The organism is Aminobacter sp. MET-1 (assembly GCF_026521175.1).
GTDB lineage: Bacteria > Pseudomonadota > Alphaproteobacteria > Rhizobiales > Rhizobiaceae > Aminobacter.
The window spans coordinates 1-17,128 of the sequence record NZ_JAMSHL010000038.1 but is presented as its reverse complement, the minus strand read 5'-3'; the positions used below and the strand labels follow the sequence as shown (position 1 = coordinate 17,128).

General features: G+C 64.4%; 14 protein-coding genes and 1 pseudogene. 11 read left to right on the top strand and 4 right to left on the bottom strand.

The genetic code is table 11. The annotated features are described in order from the left end of the window. The coding region (locus NDO48_RS28355; protein WP_267322841.1) for a hypothetical protein at window positions 1-216 on the top strand (216 nt) is incomplete at its 5' end. Window positions 217-416: 200 nt separating this feature from the next. On the opposite strand, the gene repB is transcribed toward NDO48_RS28355, so the two are convergent. From repB to NDO48_RS28335, 4 genes are all read right to left on the bottom strand, one after another. After that, on the bottom strand, window positions 417-1,472 hold the full coding sequence (repB, locus tag NDO48_RS28350; RefSeq protein ID WP_040457332.1) for a plasmid partitioning protein RepB: 1,056 nt from the start codon (window positions 1,470-1,472) through the stop codon (window positions 417-419). A gap of 10 nt (window positions 1,473-1,482) precedes the next feature. Next, window positions 1,483-2,703, bottom strand: coding sequence for a plasmid partitioning protein RepA (repA, locus tag NDO48_RS28345; protein WP_026227816.1), 1,221 nt, complete (start codon window positions 2,701-2,703; stop codon window positions 1,483-1,485). Window positions 2,704-3,065: 362 nt separating this feature from the next. Then, window positions 3,066-3,311 carry a WGR domain-containing protein gene (locus NDO48_RS28340; RefSeq protein WP_018431018.1) on the bottom strand — a complete coding sequence of 82 codons (246 nt, stop codon included), beginning with the start codon at window positions 3,309-3,311 and terminating at the stop codon, window positions 3,066-3,068. Between the two features lie 95 nt (window positions 3,312-3,406). Then, on the bottom strand, window positions 3,407-4,786 hold the full coding sequence (locus tag NDO48_RS28335) for an FAD-binding oxidoreductase (RefSeq protein WP_018431017.1): 1,380 nt from the start codon (window positions 4,784-4,786) through the stop codon (window positions 3,407-3,409). 135 nt (window positions 4,787-4,921) lie between these two features. Here NDO48_RS28335 and NDO48_RS28330 point away from each other — a divergent pair, with 135 nt between their 5' ends. The 10 genes and pseudogenes from NDO48_RS28330 to NDO48_RS28285 all read left to right on the top strand — a co-directional run. Then, window positions 4,922-5,914, top strand: a complete 993-nt coding sequence (locus NDO48_RS28330; RefSeq protein WP_018431016.1) for an MDR family oxidoreductase — start codon at window positions 4,922-4,924, stop codon at window positions 5,912-5,914. A gap of 130 nt (window positions 5,915-6,044) precedes the next feature. Further along, complete coding sequence (locus NDO48_RS28325) at window positions 6,045-6,533, top strand: serine O-acetyltransferase (RefSeq protein ID WP_018431015.1); 489 nt, start codon at window positions 6,045-6,047, stop codon at window positions 6,531-6,533. A 347-nt stretch (window positions 6,534-6,880) separates the two neighbouring features. After that, entirely contained in the window at window positions 6,881-10,360 is a 3,480-nt protein-coding gene (locus NDO48_RS28320) for an indolepyruvate ferredoxin oxidoreductase family protein (protein WP_018431014.1), read from the top strand. A 371-nt stretch (window positions 10,361-10,731) separates the two neighbouring features. Further along, a complete protein-coding gene (locus tag NDO48_RS28315; RefSeq protein WP_026227814.1) occupies window positions 10,732-11,823 on the top strand; it encodes an ABC transporter substrate-binding protein in 1,092 nt (363 codons plus the stop codon). A gap of 198 nt (window positions 11,824-12,021) precedes the next feature. Beyond that, the gene (locus tag NDO48_RS28310; RefSeq protein WP_018431012.1) at window positions 12,022-12,915 is read left to right on the top strand and encodes a branched-chain amino acid ABC transporter permease; all 894 of its coding nucleotides are present in this window, start codon (window positions 12,022-12,024) and stop codon (window positions 12,913-12,915) included. Next, the gene (locus NDO48_RS28305; protein WP_018431011.1) at window positions 12,908-13,801 is read left to right on the top strand and encodes a branched-chain amino acid ABC transporter permease; all 894 of its coding nucleotides are present in this window, start codon (window positions 12,908-12,910) and stop codon (window positions 13,799-13,801) included. The genes NDO48_RS28310 and NDO48_RS28305 overlap by 8 nt, the downstream gene beginning before the upstream one ends. Beyond that, the gene (locus NDO48_RS28300) at window positions 13,794-14,555 is read left to right on the top strand and encodes an ABC transporter ATP-binding protein (protein WP_018431010.1); all 762 of its coding nucleotides are present in this window, start codon (window positions 13,794-13,796) and stop codon (window positions 14,553-14,555) included. Before NDO48_RS28305 ends, NDO48_RS28300 begins: the two co-directional genes overlap by 8 nt. Then, window positions 14,552-15,307 (top strand): ABC transporter ATP-binding protein, encoded by a 756-nt coding sequence (locus tag NDO48_RS28295; RefSeq protein ID WP_018431009.1) that lies wholly within the window; start codon window positions 14,552-14,554, stop codon window positions 15,305-15,307. Before NDO48_RS28300 ends, NDO48_RS28295 begins: the two co-directional genes overlap by 4 nt. Before the next feature lie 36 nt (window positions 15,308-15,343). Beyond that, window positions 15,344-16,138: an aspartate/glutamate racemase family protein gene (locus NDO48_RS28290; protein WP_018431008.1), complete on the top strand. Its 795-nt coding sequence runs from the start codon at window positions 15,344-15,346 to the stop codon at window positions 16,136-16,138. Window positions 16,139-16,397: 259 nt separating this feature from the next. Continuing rightward, window positions 16,398-17,128: pseudogene (locus NDO48_RS28285) on the top strand (homoserine dehydrogenase); the annotation flags it as partial.

Genomic DNA, 17,128 nt, shown 5'->3' with positions numbered 1-17,128 from the left:
CCCAGCATGGCCTTGGCTTCGCAAACGGCCCTGAACACCTGCCACTTGTTGGCACTGGCCCCAGCCGCGCAGCTTTCTGCGGCCCTTTGCCCTGCCATCATGGCACGCGTCAACGACCGCCGCCCAAAGGGCGTCGTCGAGATGTGCTCGATCATTTCCTCGTTTACCTCAATCGGAGGCAAGCCAAAGACCTTCCGGAACGTGTCCAGCGGTTGACAAGTCGGCCCGGAAATGATTCTCTCACAATCGCTACATTGATGAGGGCTTCCGGAATGGCGACGTTTCGGGGGCCTTTTTCTTGCCGGTTATCCTTCTTTTCCCAATCCCTTACGCATCTAACTCTTACTCAGCACGCTCCACATCGGCCGGGGCGATGACCGTGATCATGCGCCCGATTCGGCCAGGTGTGGACAAAACTAACGTTCGCCGGCCACGTTGCCGCTGACCCCGCTGAACCTTTCCAACAGCTTGGGCAGCTCCTCGTCCAGAAAATCGTCGAACCCGTCGCCATATTTATCCACGAAATCGACCCGCGCCTTGCCTTTGGACATGGTCAGCTGGGCCACCGCCCTGCCCTTCCCGTCACGGATTTCGCGGGCTGAACTGCCAACCGCCATTCCTTTGCGCTGAAGGCGCATGAACAGCATGTTGAAACGCTCGTCACTCGAAGCGGCGCGGAAGCGCTCGCTGGCCACTTCGTCGTTGGATTTGACCAAAGCGGCCTCGCCTTTGAGCAGATCGGCCAGCGCCATCCACCGCGGGCGACCGATCTTGGGCGCAGCGCCGATGGCGCGGACGATGTATTCGGGAACGGCCTCAACCACCTGCAGGAAGCGCGTCATCTCGGCCTTGTGCAGTGACAGCGCGTCCTGGACGACACCACGCTCGAAGCCGCGTGCAATCAGCTCATGGGCAAACAGCGCCCGCTCGATGAAGGAAAGGTCACGGCGCTCGCTGTTTTCCTTGCCCTGGGCAAGCACCAGCTCGATGTCGGAGAGCTGCCTGACGATCGCCAGAACGGGCACGCCAAGCCGCCCTGCGGCGCGCACGCGGCGATGGCCATAGGCCGTCTGGTAGCGCCCCTGCTTGTCGGGATGCGGCCGGAGCAGCACCGGAACCTGCTGCCCCGATTGCTGGATGCTCGCCACCAGCGCCTCGAACTCCTCGTCTTTGCCGCCATGATCGAGGCGGTCGGTGACGAAGGAGGTGTCGATCAGCGCGGCGTCGATCTTCGAGACCCGCTCGGCGCCATCGAGGCTTTCCTTGAGTCTGCGCGCCTCCTCGATCTCCTTGGACAGCCCACCGAGCGACAGGCCCATGGCCTTGACCGCCCCGGACGCGCTACGCGGACGCGCTGCCTCCGGCTCGGCCGACTTCGTTTCCGGGGCGCGATCAAGCGGCTCCGCCGGAGCTGCAGGCGGGTCGCCGGCGCCGAACAGAGCCCTGAGCTGGTCCTTGCGGTTCAATGCCATGCCCGCCTCCTCACGCCGCCCTGTTCCAGGCCTTGAGAACAAGGCCTTCGACCTCGCCGTTGACAGCTGTCAACGACTCCATGGCGCGGTCGTAGGTGGCGCGGCTGAAGCTCTCGCGCGCCACCTCGTAGAGCGTCTGCTTGGTGAGACCGGCATCCGAGAACGCCGTCGACTTGACCAGCGGCGCCGTCAGCACGCGGTCGCCGAACAGCGAGCGCAGGAAACCGACGATCTGCGTCTGAGGCCCATCATTGGGCTCGTAGCGGGTGATCAGATAACGCATGAAGTCGAAGTTCAGCTCGCCGCCGGCCTCGCGCACGACCGACAAAAGGTCGGCGGTCATGAACAGGAACTGGCTCATCGATGCCACGTCGAGCATCTGCGGGTGGATGGTCACCAGCACGGAAGTTGCCGCACACAGCGCCGACAGGGTCAGGAAGCCGAGCTGCGGCGGGCAGTCCATGACCACCACGTCGTAGTCGTCGGCCACCGTCTGCAGTGCGGCCTGCACCCGGGCGAAGAACATAGGCTTGCCGTCGCCGGCCTGGCGTGCCGCCAGCATCTGCGGCGTCGTGTGCTCGAACTCCTGCAGCTCGAGATTGCCCGGGATCAGGTCGAGCCCGTCGAAATAGGTGCGACGGATAATGTCGGCCAACGGCCGGCGCTCGTCGTCATAACGGATCGCGCCATAAAGCGTGTCGTTGCCGTTGAGGTCGAGCTCCGGCTGGTAGCCGAACAGCGCCGACATCGACGCCTGTGGATCGAGATCGATGGCGAGCACGCGGTAGCCGGCCAGCGCCAGATGCTGGGCGAGGTGCGTGCTGGTCGTGGTCTTGCCCGAACCGCCCTTGAAGTTGGTGACGGCGATCACCTGCAGATGCTCGCCGCGGCCTTCGTCGCGGCGCGGCAGGTAATGGCGGCCCTTGGAGGGGTTCTGCTCGGCGAGATGCCGGCGCAAGGCATTGATATCATCGAGTGCATAAAAGCGGCGGCCTCCGGCCCCCGTCTCAGGCTGCGGTCCCTCGCCCGCGATCGAGAGCTGGCGCAGATAGCCGTCGGAAACGCCAATCAGTCGGGCAGCCTCGCCGCTCGAAAATTTGCGCAGAGCCTTCTTGGAACTCGGCGAAAACAGCCGGTCGCGCATTGCCTGCAACTGCGCCGACAACATCTCCGCGTCCCGCGCAATAGCCCGGTCGGTCGCCACGACCTCCGGTTCCTCACCGGCATGGATCGCCTGTGTCTGAACTGCCCCTAGCAAGTCTCTAGTCCCCTTTCGGCCCGTGCGGCATTCGTCTGGCGACGCACCGCTTAAGCCTTGCTCCTGTTTATGCGCCGATTCGCCGCGGAATCCGAATCCGGGTTACGCCTTCGCCAATTTCTACGTGTCAGGCCGTGGATAACGGAGGGATTTCATGGTTACGCCGTACGCATCGAATTACGATGATTTACCGTAACAAGGGTGCTGGAGAGCCCGAGTCGAGTCAACTTGTTTATAGTTAACACGAATTAACCATTTGGACGGCACCGAAACAAAGCTTGCCGGACATGGCTCGTTGCATTGCCGAACAGATCGGCGCGACGCGTTGACAGCTGTCAACCGACATCCCGATAACCGCGCCGCAGCTTGGCAACAGATAGCCTTCGCAGCGCCTGTCCCGCCAAGGAGGCATCGGCGAACAGGTCAAGCCGCCGACGACCAAGGGTGCCAATGCGGCCCCACTCGCGAACCAGCGCCGCGTCGCCGAACAAAGACGGCTCCACCGATAGGCGGTAGAACCGCGCCATGTTGCGGCTGGCGTCGATGCGTTCGAGGTGCAGCGTGGTCGAGGACGGTTCCATACACAGGAGAATCGCCCGCAGCGACACCACCGTCCAATGAGACTTATGAATCGATGGAACGCCATCGATTCATCGCCGCGATCCGTAACCGCTGATCAGTCGAAGATGCGGCCGCGATTGAGGATGCCGTTTGGATCGAGCGCGTGTTTCAACCGTCGCATCGCCGACAGTTCGTCCGGGCTGCGCGTCAGATGCAGCCAAGGCTTCTTGTCGAGACCGATGCCGTGCTCGGCCGAGATCGATCCGCCAACGGCCGCCACGCAGCCGAAGACCGCGTCCGTCACCACGTCATAGGCATCGGTCTTGACCGTGTAGTGCAGGTTGCCATCGCCGAGGTGGCCGAAGATGTAGCTCCTCGCCTCGGGATCGGCCTTGGCCTGGGCCGCCAGTGCCGCCTCGACGAATGCCGACATCTTCGGCAGCGGCACGCTGACGTCGAGACTGAGCATCGCCTCGATGCCGAACAGAAAGGTGTTGCAATCCTCGCGCAGCGACCACAACGCGTCGAACTCGCGTTCCGACTGCGACAGAATCACATCCTCGACCATCCCGTCTTCAAGTGCCTGCGACAGAGCTTCCGTGAACGCTTCCTCGTCGAGGCCTGGCATCATGCCCTGGATATCGGTCAGCACATAGACGGGCGAAGTCAGCGCCAGAGGCGCCTGCAGGCCGAGATGAGAAACCATCTCCTCCATCAGCGGATTGAGGATGACCTCGAAGCCGGACAGCAGGTTTCCCAGCCGCCCGCGCAGCATCGCAAGCAAAGCGAGCGCAGCGTCCAGCGAGGGCAGGGCACAGAAGGCGGCGGCCTGGGTGACCGGCTTCGGATGCAACCTCAGGCAGGCGCGGGTCACCACGCCAAGCGTGCCTTCGCTGGCGATCAAGAGCTGGCTCAGGTCGTAGCCTGAATTGTCCTTGGCCAGGCCCTTCAGCGACGACAGCACCGTGCCGTCGGCAAGCACCGCCTCCAGTCCCAGCACCTGGGCGCGGGAGCTGCCGTAACGCAGGACCCGGATGCCGCCGGCATTGGTGGCGATGTTGCCGCCGATGGTCGCCGTGCCGCGCGCACCGATATCGACACCGAACATGAGGCCGGCCGCATCGGCACGCTCCTGCACCAGTTGCAGCGGCACGCCTGCCTGTGCGACGATGGAGGCGGAGACGGTGTCGACCTCGCTGAGCTCGGTCAGGCGCTCAAGCGACATCACCGCCTCGCCCGCGAGCACGCGTGCGCCGCCCGACAGGCCGGTGCGACCACCCTGGACGACCAGCGGCAGGCCGGCGGCATTGCAAGCGGAGAGCATGGCGGACATATCCAACGTCGTGCGCGGCCGGAACACAAGTTCCGGACTTGCCCCCGGCTTGCCCGCGAGATCCTCGCGATAGCGGGCATCGATGTCGTTGCCGGTGAGGATTGCGGTCCGGTCAATCCTGGATGCGAGTGCCGCGAGAACCAGATCTTTTGGGGTGGCCATGAATTTTCGAACGGCGCCGCCGCCCCTCCTGCTTTGTCAGTCGACTCTAGTAGGGTTGCGGTAGCACACCAAGCCATGTTGTCCTCGGCCTGACGGCGCCACCCGCGACCGCCTGCAGACAAACGGAGCCTTGCCATGACCGCCAGCTTCACCGCATTGATGATCGAGGATGTCGAGGGCAAGCCACGGGCAGGTTTCCGCGAGATCGCCATGTCCGACCTGCCCGACAACGACGTACTGGTCGAAATCAGCTATTCCAGCCTGAACTACAAGGACGGCCTTGCCATCTCAGGCAAGGGCCGCATCGCCCGCCGCCTGCCGATGGTCGCGGGCATCGACATCGCCGGCACGGTGGTCGAGTCGCGCTCGCCGAACTGGAAGCCGGGCGACAAGATCGTCGCCAATGGCTGGGGCATGTCCGAAACCGAATGGGGCGCCTATTCGCGCTTCCAGCGCCTCAAGCCCGAATGGCTACTGCCTCTGCCCGATGGCTTCACCATGGAACAGGCGATGGCGATCGGCACCGCCGGCTATACGGCGGCTCTCTGTGTCGACGCCCTGGAGGATTGGGGCGCGATCGAAAAGGGCAGGGGCGAGGTGCTGGTGACGGGTGCAGCCGGCGGCGTCGGCTCGACGGCGGTCAGCCTGCTCGCCGCGAAAGGCTACCTCGTCACCGCCTCGACCGGCCGGGTCGAGACCCACGACTATCTTCGCTCACTCGGCGCGACCTCCTTCCTCGATCGTGCTGAACTCGCAGCCGAGGTCCGCCCGCTTCAGAAGGAGCGTTGGAGCGGTGCGGTGGATTCGGTCGGCTCGACGACGCTCGCCAACGTGCTGGCGCAGACCGTCTATGGCGGCGCAGTCGCCGCCTGCGGCCTCGCCGGCGGCGCCGACCTGCCCGGAACCGTGATGCCGCATATCCTGCGCAGCGTGACGCTGATCGGCGTCGATTCCGTCTATGCGCCGATGCCGAAGCGCAGGCGGGCGTGGCAGACACTCGCCGACCACCTGGACAAGACCAGGCTCGCCGCGATGACCGAAGTCCACAAGATGGGTGAGTTGCCCGAACTCGCCAACAGGATCCTCGCCGGCCAGATCCGCGGTCGCGTCGTCATCGAGATCGCCTGACGGGGAGGGGCCTCACGCCCCGCTTGATGGAGCGGCCATATCTGTCATGCTGGCGGCAGGACAGGCTGGGGTGGAGTCGACATTGGCTGAGGCGAAGGAACTGGGGGACCGCTTGCCATCGGAGGCCCCGATGCAGCCGGATTGGACGCGCGAGAAAAAGTCCTTCTGGCAATGGGACCCGTCCCGTTCGCTTCTGGCCAGCATCCGCGCCTACCAGCACGCCAGATCATCCGGCGGCTTGCTGGCCGGGCTGGTGCGGCGACTGGCGGTGCTGCGACACCACTTCTGGTCTATAGTCACGGGTGCCGAGATCCCGTTGAACACGCAGCTGGGCGGCGGGCTTCTCATGCCCCATCCCAACGGCATCGTCATTCATCCCGAGGTCCGAATCGGCGTAAACTGCATGATCTTCCAGCAGGTGACGCTCGGCATACGAGACAATCCTGATGTGCCGTGGGTCGGCGACCATGTCGACATAGGCGCCGGCGCCAAGATTCTGGGCGGCGTCAGGATCGGCGACCACGCGCGCATCGGCGCCAACTCCGTCGTGCTTCACGATGTCGCCGCTTCCACAACTGTGGTGGGTGCACCGGCAAGGCCTGTCGGCCAAGGCCGATAACGACACGACAAGCGCCGCGCATACTGCGTGAACCACCTGGTCGTAACAGAATAAGCGGGCCGGCCAGCGGGCAAATCTTGGAGCGTCGGACGAACGCTCCAACCTGCGCGCTTTCCGAAATGGCATCGGATTTCGCGGCGAAACGTCAGCCGTCTGACCTCTGTGTTTCACAAAACCGTTGCAACGCCTCGTTGGCGACGCACCCCGCGTCGATGCCCGGAGCCGAGTGTTCCCGATCTTGACGTCCGAATGTGTATACAGTAATGGATTTACATAAGAACAGACTTCGACGTTCGTCTGCGTCGCTCCGGTATGCCGGGCAGCGACAACAGCCTCAGGAGATCGGCATGGCCCTTCCAGCAGTATCGCTCGACGACAAGTATCTGCTGGAAGACGGGCGCATCTTCGTCACCGGCACCCAGGCGCTGGTGCGCCTGCCGATGGTGCAGCGCTGGCGTGATCGCGCCACCGGCCTCGATACGGCCGGCTTCGTCACCGGCTATCGCGGCTCGCCGCTCGGCGGCATCGACCAGGCATTCGGGCAGGCGCGCAAATTCGCGGCGTCCGCCGACATTCGCTTCCAGACCGGGCTCAATGAAGATATTGCCGCAACGGCGGTGCTCGGTACCCAACAGATCAACCTGCTCGAAAAGGCCAACAAGCAGGGCGTCTTTTCCATGTGGTACGGCAAGGGGCCGGGTGTCGACCGCTCGGGCGATGCCTTCCGGCATGGCAATCTCGCCGGCTCGGCCCCGCATGGTGGCGTGCTGTTGCTTGCCGGCGACGACCACACCTGCAAATCTTCGACCACCTCGCACCAGAGCGAATATGCGCTGATGGACGCGATGATCCCGGTGCTCAATCCTGCCGGCGTGCAGGAGATCCTCGACTATGGCCTCTATGGCTGGGCGCTGTCGCGCTATTCAGGCTGCTGGACGGCGCTCAAGCTGATCGCCGAGACGGTCGACTCGTCCGCCTCGATCGTTGTTGCCAGCGAGCGCCTCGCCTTCACCATACCTGGCGATTTCGACATGCCCGCTGACGGGCTCTCCATTCGCTGGCCCGACAGCCCGCAGGAGCAGGAGCGACGGCTGCACAATTTCAAGCTGCCGGCCGCACTGGCCTTTGCCAGGAGCAACCGGCTCGACCGTGTCGCAATCGGCGGCCCGCGCCGCCGGCTCGGCATCGTCACGACCGGCAAGTCCTATCTCGACGTGCGCCAGGCGCTCGACGAACTCGGCATCTCCGAAAAACGCGCCATCGAGCTCGGCCTGTCGGTCTACAAGGTCGGCATGGTCTGGCCGCTCGAGCCAGAAGGCATTGCAGCCTTTGCGGCAGGGCTGGAGGAGCTTCTGATCGTCGAGGAAAAGCGGCCGCTGCTCGAGGGCCAGGTCAAGGACATCCTCTACAACATGCCGGCCGACCGGCGGCCACGCATCTTTGGCAAGCGCGACGGCGAGAACCGTATCGTTTTGCCGGCTCATGACGATCTCACCGCCATCCAGATCGCCCGCGCCATTGCCGCTCGCATCCTGCCCTGGCTCGAAGATCGCGACCTGGTCGAGCGCATCGGCCGGCTGGCCGATGTCGACGGCGCCAAGCTTGCCAGCCTCGCGCCTGTGCAGCGCACACCCTATTTCTGCTCGGGCTGCCCACACAACACTTCTACGCGCGTGCCCGACGGCAGCCGGGCGCTTGCCGGCATCGGCTGCCACTGGATGTCGCAGGCGATGGAGCGTAACACCGCGACCTACACGCATATGGGAGGGGAGGGGGCCAACTGGATCGGCCAGGCACCTTACGTGCCGACCCGCCATGTCTTCCAGAACCTCGGCGACGGCACCTATTTCCACTCCGGCCTGCTCGCCATCCGTGCAGCGGTCGCAGCCAGGGTCAACATCACCTATAAAATCCTGTTTAACGACGCGACGGCGATGACCGGCGGCCAGCGCCATGACGGCACCCTCAACCCGCAGCGCATCACCCACCAGCTTCGCTCCGAGGGCGTCGAGCGCATTGCCGTCGTCTCCGACGACATCGAGAAGTACCAGGGGCAGGAGCCGTTCGCGGCCAATGTCTCGATCCACCACCGCGACGAACTCGATGCCGTGCAGCGCGAATTGCGCGAGGTCGAGGGCGTGTCGGGCATCGTCTACGACCAGACTTGCGCTGCCGAAAAGCGCCGACGCCGCAAGCGCGACCCCAAGCCGCGTGTCGAGCGCCGCGTCATCATCAACGAACTGGTTTGCGAAGGCTGCGGCGATTGCTCAAAGAAATCGAACTGCCTGTCGGTCACGCCTGTCGACACCGAGTTCGGGCGCAGGCGTCGCATCGACCAATCCTCCTGCAACGAGGATTTTTCCTGCGTGAAGGGTTTTTGTCCTTCCTTCGTCACCGTCGAGGGCGTGAGGCCGCGCAAGCCGAGAAATGTCGATCCGAAGACGGTCGCGGCTAGGCCGATCGCTGAACCCGCGCCCTTCGTCCTTGAAGGCCCGTGGAACATGCTGGTCACCGGCGTCGGCGGCACCGGCGTCATCACCATCGGCGCGATCCTCGCCATGGCCGCCCATCTCGAGGGCAAGGGCTGCTCGACGCTCGACATGGCCGGCATGGCGCAGAAGGGCGGACCGGTGACGACGCACCTGCGCTTTGCGCCGACGCCCGACGACTTGCACGCGGTGCGCATCTCGTCGCGGTCGGCCGACGTCGTGCTCGGCTGCGACCTCGTCGTCGCCGCCGGCAAGGAAGCGCTCGGTGCCATTGCCAATGGAAAGACGCGTGTGCTGCTCAATTCAGAGGAGACGATCACCGGCGCCTTCATCCGCGACCCCAATTTCCGCGTCCAGGGCCTGGGGCTCGCGGGAGTGGTCAAGGAGGTCGCCGGCGCGGACCAGGTCGAGACCGTCGCCGCCACCCAGATCGCGACGCAGCTTCTAGGCGATTCCATCGGCACCAATCTGTTCATGGTCGGATACGCCTGGCAGCGCGGGTTGATCCCGCTGGCGTCGACAAGCATCGACAAGGCGCTCGAGCTCAACGGTGCTGCTGTCGAGATGAACCGCACCGCGTTCCGCCTCGGCCGGCTCGCCGCAGCCGACCGACAGGCCGTCGACGCCCTGCTGCCCAGGGCCCAGGCCAACTCGCCGCTCGGCCACCGTGTCGCCTCGCAATCACTCGACGAGACGGTGGCGCGGCGCATCAACTTCCTCACCGCCTACCAGAACCGCCGCTATGCCCAGGCCTATCTGGATTTCGTCGACCGGGCGCGGGCTCGCGAAAAGGCGGTGATGGGCGCAGAGGGCAAACTGTCCGAGGCCGTCGCCCGTCATCTGTTCAAGTTGATGGCCTACAAGGACGAGTATGAGGTGGCGCGGCTCTATTCCGACGGGACCTTCCGCAAGCAACTCACCGAAACCTTCGACGGTGAGGGCAAGATGACCTTCCACCTGTCGCCGCCGCTGCTGGCCAGGAAAGACCCCAACACCGGCGAACCCGCCAAGATGACGTTCGGGCCCTGGATGATGAATGCCTTCGGCGTGCTGGCGAAATTCAAGCGGCTGCGCGGAACTGCCCTCGATCCGTTCGGCTACAGCGCCGAGCGTCGTACCGAGCGTGCCCTGGTCGGCGAATACCGCAGCCTTGTCGAGGCAGCGCTTGCGAGCCTGACACCGGCGAGCCACGCGACGGCTCTCGCCATCGCCGAGGTGCCGGAGGAGATCCGCGGCTACGGTCCCGTCAAGGAGCGCAGCATCGAAAAAGCACGGGCCAGATGGGTTCAACTGACCCAGATTGCGTCACAACAATCCCTGCCGATCGCCGCCGAGTAGGTGACGGGAGCGGTGAGGGGAGGGCGGCCGGCAGCTTCCTCCCCGCAAAACGTGTGGCAGGCAGAGCCTCGTGCATCTCTGCGCCCGGCGTTAGCAGGGGCGATCTGGCCCAATACCTCCACCCGGACAACAAGCACACAGTGCTGTCTTGGCGCACCGAAAAAGGCGCACCCAGGCAGACGCTGACCTGCTCCTACTTCCAGCACCGACACCATAGAATTTCAAGGAATCCGCCGGCCGCCTTCACAAAACTCACAAGTGCATCATTATGTGTATTCACTTATGAAAAGTTCTGTGTCTACATATCGTCGATAAGAGGGGACCGGGCGCCACGTAGCGGCCCGGCCGACAACGAAACAATGGAGATGAAAATGCACAAAGCCCTATTGGCTGCCGCCTGTCTTGCCCTGACCAGCATGCCCGCATTGGCCCAGGAAGTGGTGCTCGGCGCTGTCCTGCCGCTGTCGGGCGCCAGCGCCACGCTCGGCGACGACCAGCGCCGCGGCATCGAACTGGCGGTCGACCAGATCAATGAAAAGGGCGGCGTGCTCGGCGGCCAGAAGCTGCGCGTCATCGTCGAGGATTCAGGCGGCCGCGCACCATCCGCGCTCGACGCCGCCAAGAAGCTGGTGACCGTCGACAAGGTGCCGGTGGTGATCGGTGAATACTCCTCGGGCATCACCATTCCGGTCGGCCAGTACCTGGTGCAGGAAGGCCGCGTGCATCTCAACATCGGCTCCTCCAGCGGCAAGATCCGTGCGCTGGGCGACGGCTCGTTCTCGCTCATCGGCCTCGACAACGTTTCCTCGGGCTTCGCCGCCCAGGACGTGGTCGACAACAAGTGGAAGAAGGCGGCGGTGATCGTGCCGAACAACGCCTATGGCCAGGGCGTGGCCGAACAGTTCCAGAAGGCCTTTGCAGCGCTTGGCGGCGAGGTCGTCTCCACCGTCATGTACACCGAGGGCCAGACCACCTACCGCCGCGAGCTGCAGCAGATGGAGCGCGGCGCACCCGACGTCTATGTCTACTCGGCCTATGGCAAGGAAGCCGCGACCATCAATCGCGAGTCCTTCGAGCTCGGCCTCAATGCGACGCCGTGGTACGCCATCTACCTGTCGATGTGCACCACGGATGCCGATCCCAAGTTCGTGCAGGGACAATACGGTCTCGACCTCAACTACATCGGCCCTGATGGCGCTGCCTATGAGGCCGCCTACAAGACCAAGTACAGCGAGCCCTTCAAGACCAGCTTCAACGGCTATGGCTACGATGCCGTGATGATGGCCGCCGCTGCCATCGACAAGGCCGGCTCGGCCGACCCCAAGGCGATCACCGCGGCCCTGAAGGAAATCGGCAACGGCTACAAGGGCGCTACCGGCGACATCACCTTCGACGCCGACCGCCAGCGTTCCAACCAACCCTATCTCAAGCTGAAGATCGAGGACGGCGTCCAGCAGCGCTGACGCTCTGTCTCTAGGGCAGGCCGGCACCTACAGCGCCGCGGTCCTCAAGGACGCGCAAGGGACGCTGTATCGCTTGGAAAAAGTGCATGATCTTTCCGAAAATCGGTTCCGATTTTCGGGTTCATGCACAGGCGCCGGGCCTGCCCTTTTGCAGCCGCCACCCGCGGCTGCACCGACTTACCCTTACGAGAAAAGAGCATGGTCCAGTTTGTCGTCGACGTCCTGATCCGCGCGGTCGACCTGGCGCTGATCGCCATCGGGTTGAGCAGCGTCTATTCGCTGATCCGCTTTCCCAATGTAGCACTTGTGCAATATGCGACGACCGGCGCGCTTCTGGCGTTCGGCCTGCAGATGGCCGGGCTGCCTCTCGTGGTCGCTGCCATCACTGCCTGTGCACTTGTCGGCATCATCGCAGTCGTTCTCAACGTCGTCGTTTTCGAGCGCCTGCTGACCGCCGGCTCGGCCATTGCCATGATCGGCTCGCTGGCGCTCAGCATGGTTTTTTCCGCCGTCTTCCTGGTCACCGCCGGACCACGCCCGCAGCGCTTCGAACTGGAGATCAATCCACCGTTGCGTTTCCTCGGCGCCCGGCTGACCGAGCATCAGCTGATCTCGGTCGGCATCAGCGCGCTTGCCATCGGCGCCTTCGCGCTCATCCTCTTCCGCACAGATCTCGGCCGCTGCATGCGCGCCACCGCCACCAATTCGGTGCTGGCCAGCGCCACCGGCATCGACACCCGCAAGGTCACCAACACCGTCGTCTTCCTGTCCGGCGTCATGGCCGCGCTGGGCGGCATCGGCCTCTCGGTGAAGGGTGAGATGAGTGCCCAGCTCGGCCTCGACATGCTCTTGCCCGTCTTCGCCGCAGCCATCCTCGGCGGGCTCGGCAATGCGCTGGGGGCAGCTGTCGGCGCTGTCGTCATCGCCTCGGCCGAGACGCTTGTGACCAACGTCAATTTCGGACCGCTGTTCGGCCAATCCATGCTTTTCATCCCTGCAGCCTATGCAACGGCCGCATCCTTCCTGCTGCTCGTCGTCGTGCTTCTGGTCAAGCCCTACGGCCTGTTCGTCTCGGAGGTGAAGCGTGTTTGAGTTCCTCATCCATGTCGCGATCATGGCCTGCCTCTACGGGCTGCTCGCACTCAGCCTCAATCTGCAGGTCGGCTTCGGCGGGCTGGTCAATTTCGGCCAGGTGATCCTGTTTGGTTGCGGCACCTATGGCGCCTCCATCGCCTTCTCCAACCAGCTCGGCCCGGTCGCCGGCATCGCGCTCGGCGTGATCTTCGCGCTTGTCGTCGCCGTTGCCTTCGCCAGGCTCGGCCGCAACCTCGGCGCCGACTATTGGGGCATCGCCACGCTGGCGGTCGCCGAGGTGCTGCGCATCCTCGCCAACAACGAGGCGTGGCTGACCGGCGGCGCACAGGGCGTCGGCGGCATCCCGTTGATCTTCGGCGACATGCCGCGTCCGCTGGGTCCGCTGATGACGCTCGGCCTGTGCATCGTCCTGCTTTTTGTCGCCTGGTGGCTGTGCAATCGGCTAACCACCAGCCGCTACGGGCTGGCGCTCAAGCTGATGCGCGAGGAGCCGCAGCTTGCCGCCTCGCTCGGCTACGACCTCTCCGCCCTCAAGACCCAGACGCTGATGGTCGCGGCCGTCATGGCCGCGGCCTCCGGCTTCGTCTTCGCCCACTACATCACCTTCGTCGGGCCTGACCAGCTGGTCAGCTCCGAGACATTCCTGATCTGGGCGATGGTCATCATTGGCGGCTCGGGCAACCATTTCGGCGCCATCGTCGGCGCCATCCTGATGCAGTTCCTGTTTGCCTTCGTGCCCTTCGTGAAGGACGCGCTCGGCCTGCCCTCCGAATATGTCGCCGCCATGCGCCTGACGCTGGTCGGCGGCGGCCTGCTCACCTTCCTGATGTGGCGCACCCAGGGGCTCATTCCCGAACGAGTGGGGGAGAAGCGCAATGGCTGAAACCGTGCTCAGGGCCGAGCGTATCGCCAAGGCGTTCGGCGCCCACCATGTGCTGTCGGATGTGCGCTTCCAGATCGGCTCCGACGAGATCGTCGGCCTGCTCGGGCCGAACGGCTCCGGCAAGTCGACCCTGCTCAACATCGTCTCGGGCTTCTCCCGGCCGAATGCCGGCGAGATCGTATTCCTCGGCAAGAGCATCGGCGGCCAGCCTTCGCACAAGATCGCCCGCCAGGGCCTGGTGCGCACCTTCCAGCTGCCGTCGATGCCGCATCGCATGACGGTGCGCGAAGTGCTGCGTGCCGGCTCGCGTGACGGGGCAGGCCTGCTCGACGCATTCATCGGACGCGGCAGCGACGATGCCGAAGCCGACGAGCTGATCGAGCAGTTCGCCCTGAAGGCCGTCGCCCATCAGCCGGCGAGTTCGCTGTCGGGCGGGCAAAAGAAGCTGCTCTCCATCGCCATTGCCCTACGCACCCGGCCGAGGCTCTTGTGCCTCGACGAGCCGACGGCCGGCGTGCACCCGCAGCTGCGCGGCCGCATGGTCGAGCTGCTCAAGGCCTTCAACAGGCGCGGCGTCGCCATGCTGGTGGTCGAACACGACATGCATTTCATCCGCGAACTGTGCGACCGTTGCATCGTGCTCGATCGCGGCGCAATCATCGCCGACTGCGCCCCGCGCGAGCTCACCGAAAACGAGCGTGTCGTCGAAGCCTATCTCGGAAAGTCGGTCGCAAGGCAGAAGGTGTCGGCATGATCCGCGTCAACAATGTGCGCGCCGGCTATGGCGATGGTCCTGACATCCTGCAGGGCATCGACCTGACCGCGTCGGGCGGCGAGATCGTCACCATTCTCGGCCCCAATGGTTGCGGCAAGTCCACGCTGCTCAAATGCATCGCCGGCTTCGTCCGCCCGCGCGGCGGCGGCATCGAGATGGAGGGCCGCGATGTCAGCGCGGTGCCCGTCCATGACAAGGTGCGCCACCATCGCATGGGGTTCGTGCCGCAGACCGACAATGTGTTCTCGACACTGACGGTGGCCGACAACATCATGCTCGGCGCCCGCCATATGGCGGCAGCGGAGCGCGCTGCGCGCTATGCCGAACTGATGTCGCAATACCCCTCGCTCGCCTCCAAGCAGGAGCGCAAGGCCTCGGCGCTTTCGGGCGGCGAGCGCCAGATCCTGTCGCTGGCGCGCGCCCTGATCTCCAATCCGCGCGTGCTGTTGCTCGACGAGCCATCGGCCGGCCTATCGCCGCTGATGATGCATGAGGTGTTCGCGGCCATCGCCGAGATTCGCGACCGCACCGGCATGTGCATCGTCATGGTCGAACAGAACGCCTTCGAGGCGCTCGGTGTCGCCAACCGCGCCTACGTGCTTTCCCTCGGCAAGGTGGCGATCGAGGGCAAGGCGGCGGATCTGCTGGCCGACCCGGCCATGCGCCATCTCTATCTTGGTGGCGAGCCTCCGGCCGCCGAGGGCCAGCCGCGGCTCGCCGCCGTCAGCTGACGCGTCAAGCCAGACAACAAGAACGAAGAGCACATCATGACCATCGCACCCCAGCCGACCGGCCAGGCCGGCCTTGTTTCGAACACCGAAAACATCGCCTTCGAGACCGACAACGGTATCGGCGAAGTGGCCAATCTCGGCCTGCTTGTGCTGCGCACCGACCAGACCATCGAGGACGAGTTCCGCTTCGCGCTGCCGGACGGGGTGGCGCTCTACGAGGCGCGGCTGCATTCGCCGGTCGAAATCACGCCCGACAATCTGCGCAAGATGGAAGCCGACATTCCCGGCACCGTCGGCCTGTTGCCGGACGTGCGTTTCGACGTCATCGGCTTCGGCTGCACCTCGGGCGCGCTGGTGATCGGCGAGAGCCAGGTGGCCAAGCGGGTCCGCGAAGTCATGCCCGGCGTCAAGGTTACCGACCCGGTGACAGCGGCGCTCGCTGCTTTCAAGGCGATGGGTGCCAAAAAGATCGCGCTGCTCACTCCCTACATTGCCACGATCAACCATTCGCTGCGCGAGGCCTTCATGGCGCGCGGCCTGGAGATTCCGGTCATGGGGTCGTTCAACGAGCCCGACGACAACCTCGTGGCGCGCATCACCACCGATGCAATCGAAAAGGCGATCCTCAGCATCGGAGCTTCCGACGATTGCGAAGCAGTGTTTGTGTCCTGCACCAGCCTGCGTGTTGCCCGCATCGCCGAAAGCGTCGAGAAGAAGCTCGGCAAGCCTGTGACATCAAGCAACCACGCCATGGCCTGGCACATGCTGCGGCTGGGCGGCTACGACAAGCCGATCGAAGGTCTCGGCAAGCTCTACCGCACCGCCCTGTAGAAGGGCAGGGGCCTTCATCCTCGCAACAGCGTTCTTCGAAATGCAGATGGCCCGGGCGCTGACCCGGGCCATCTGCATTTCGACGTGCTTCATATGTGCGCAGGCTCACTGTCCGCACACGTACATTTGTCATTCCTGAATGTGAATTGTATCGGAATTCACAGCCTGGATTTGGACATTCGTATTGACAGAAATACATATGTTCAATACCACTCGATCACTGAAAGCAGCAGCTTGCCGTGTTCGGGAGGACCACCAGATGACGATCAACGTAGCGCCTGTGGGCTTGGCGCGAGACCTCGTGGAGCGGCAGAAGTCGGGCAAGCCGATCCGCATCGGCCTGATCGGTTCGGGCGAGATGGGCACCGACATCGTGGCGCGGGTGGCGCATATGCCGGGTATCGAGGTCGGCGCGATCTCAGAGCTCAATTTGCCCAACGCGCATCGCGCCGTCGACATCGCCTACCAGGAAAAGGGCCATGCCCGCGAAGTCGCCTCCGGCTCGGCGATGAGCGAGGCGATCGAGGCGGGCAAGGTCGCGGTGACCAACGATGCCGACCTGATCCTCAACAGCGGCCTGATCGACGTCGTCATTGATGCGACCGGCGTGCCCGCCGTCGGTGCCGAGATCGGCCTGCGCGCCATGGAGCATGGCAAGCATCTTGTCATGATGAATGTCGAGGCCGATGTCACCATCGGCGCCTATCTCAAGTCGGAGGCCAACCGTCTCGGCGTCACCTATTCGCTGGGCGCCGGCGACGAGCCGTCGTCCTGCATGGAGCTGATCGAGTTCGTTTCGGCGATGGGCCACACCATCGTTGCCGCCGGCAAGGGCAAGAACAACCCGCTCAACATCGATGCCGTGCCGCACGACTATGCCGAGGAAGCCAGGCGCCGCAACATGAACGTGCGTATGCTGGTCGAGTTCGTCGACGGCTCCAAGACCATGGTCGAGATGGCGGCGATCGCCAATGCCACCGGCCTCGTTCC

Coding starts and splice junctions, on each gene's coding strand:
- NDO48_RS28310 (WP_018431012.1), top strand. CDS start 12,022: ATGGTCCAGTTTGTCGTCGACGTCCTGATCCGCGCGGTCGACCTGGCG.
- NDO48_RS28315 (WP_026227814.1), top strand. CDS start 10,732: ATGCACAAAGCCCTATTGGCTGCCGCCTGTCTTGCCCTGACCAGCATG.
- NDO48_RS28325 (WP_018431015.1), top strand. CDS start 6,045: ATGCAGCCGGATTGGACGCGCGAGAAAAAGTCCTTCTGGCAATGGGAC.
- NDO48_RS28295 (WP_018431009.1), top strand. CDS start 14,552: ATGATCCGCGTCAACAATGTGCGCGCCGGCTATGGCGATGGTCCTGAC.
- NDO48_RS28320 (WP_018431014.1), top strand. CDS start 6,881: ATGGCCCTTCCAGCAGTATCGCTCGACGACAAGTATCTGCTGGAAGAC.
- NDO48_RS28290 (WP_018431008.1), top strand. CDS start 15,344: ATGACCATCGCACCCCAGCCGACCGGCCAGGCCGGCCTTGTTTCGAAC.
- NDO48_RS28300 (WP_018431010.1), top strand. CDS start 13,794: ATGGCTGAAACCGTGCTCAGGGCCGAGCGTATCGCCAAGGCGTTCGGC.
- NDO48_RS28335 (WP_018431017.1), bottom strand. CDS start 4,786: ATGGCCACCCCAAAAGATCTGGTTCTCGCGGCACTCGCATCCAGGATT.
- repB (WP_040457332.1), bottom strand. CDS start 1,472: ATGGCATTGAACCGCAAGGACCAGCTCAGGGCTCTGTTCGGCGCCGGC.
- NDO48_RS28340 (WP_018431018.1), bottom strand. CDS start 3,311: ATGGAACCGTCCTCGACCACGCTGCACCTCGAACGCATCGACGCCAGC.
- NDO48_RS28330 (WP_018431016.1), top strand. CDS start 4,922: ATGACCGCCAGCTTCACCGCATTGATGATCGAGGATGTCGAGGGCAAG.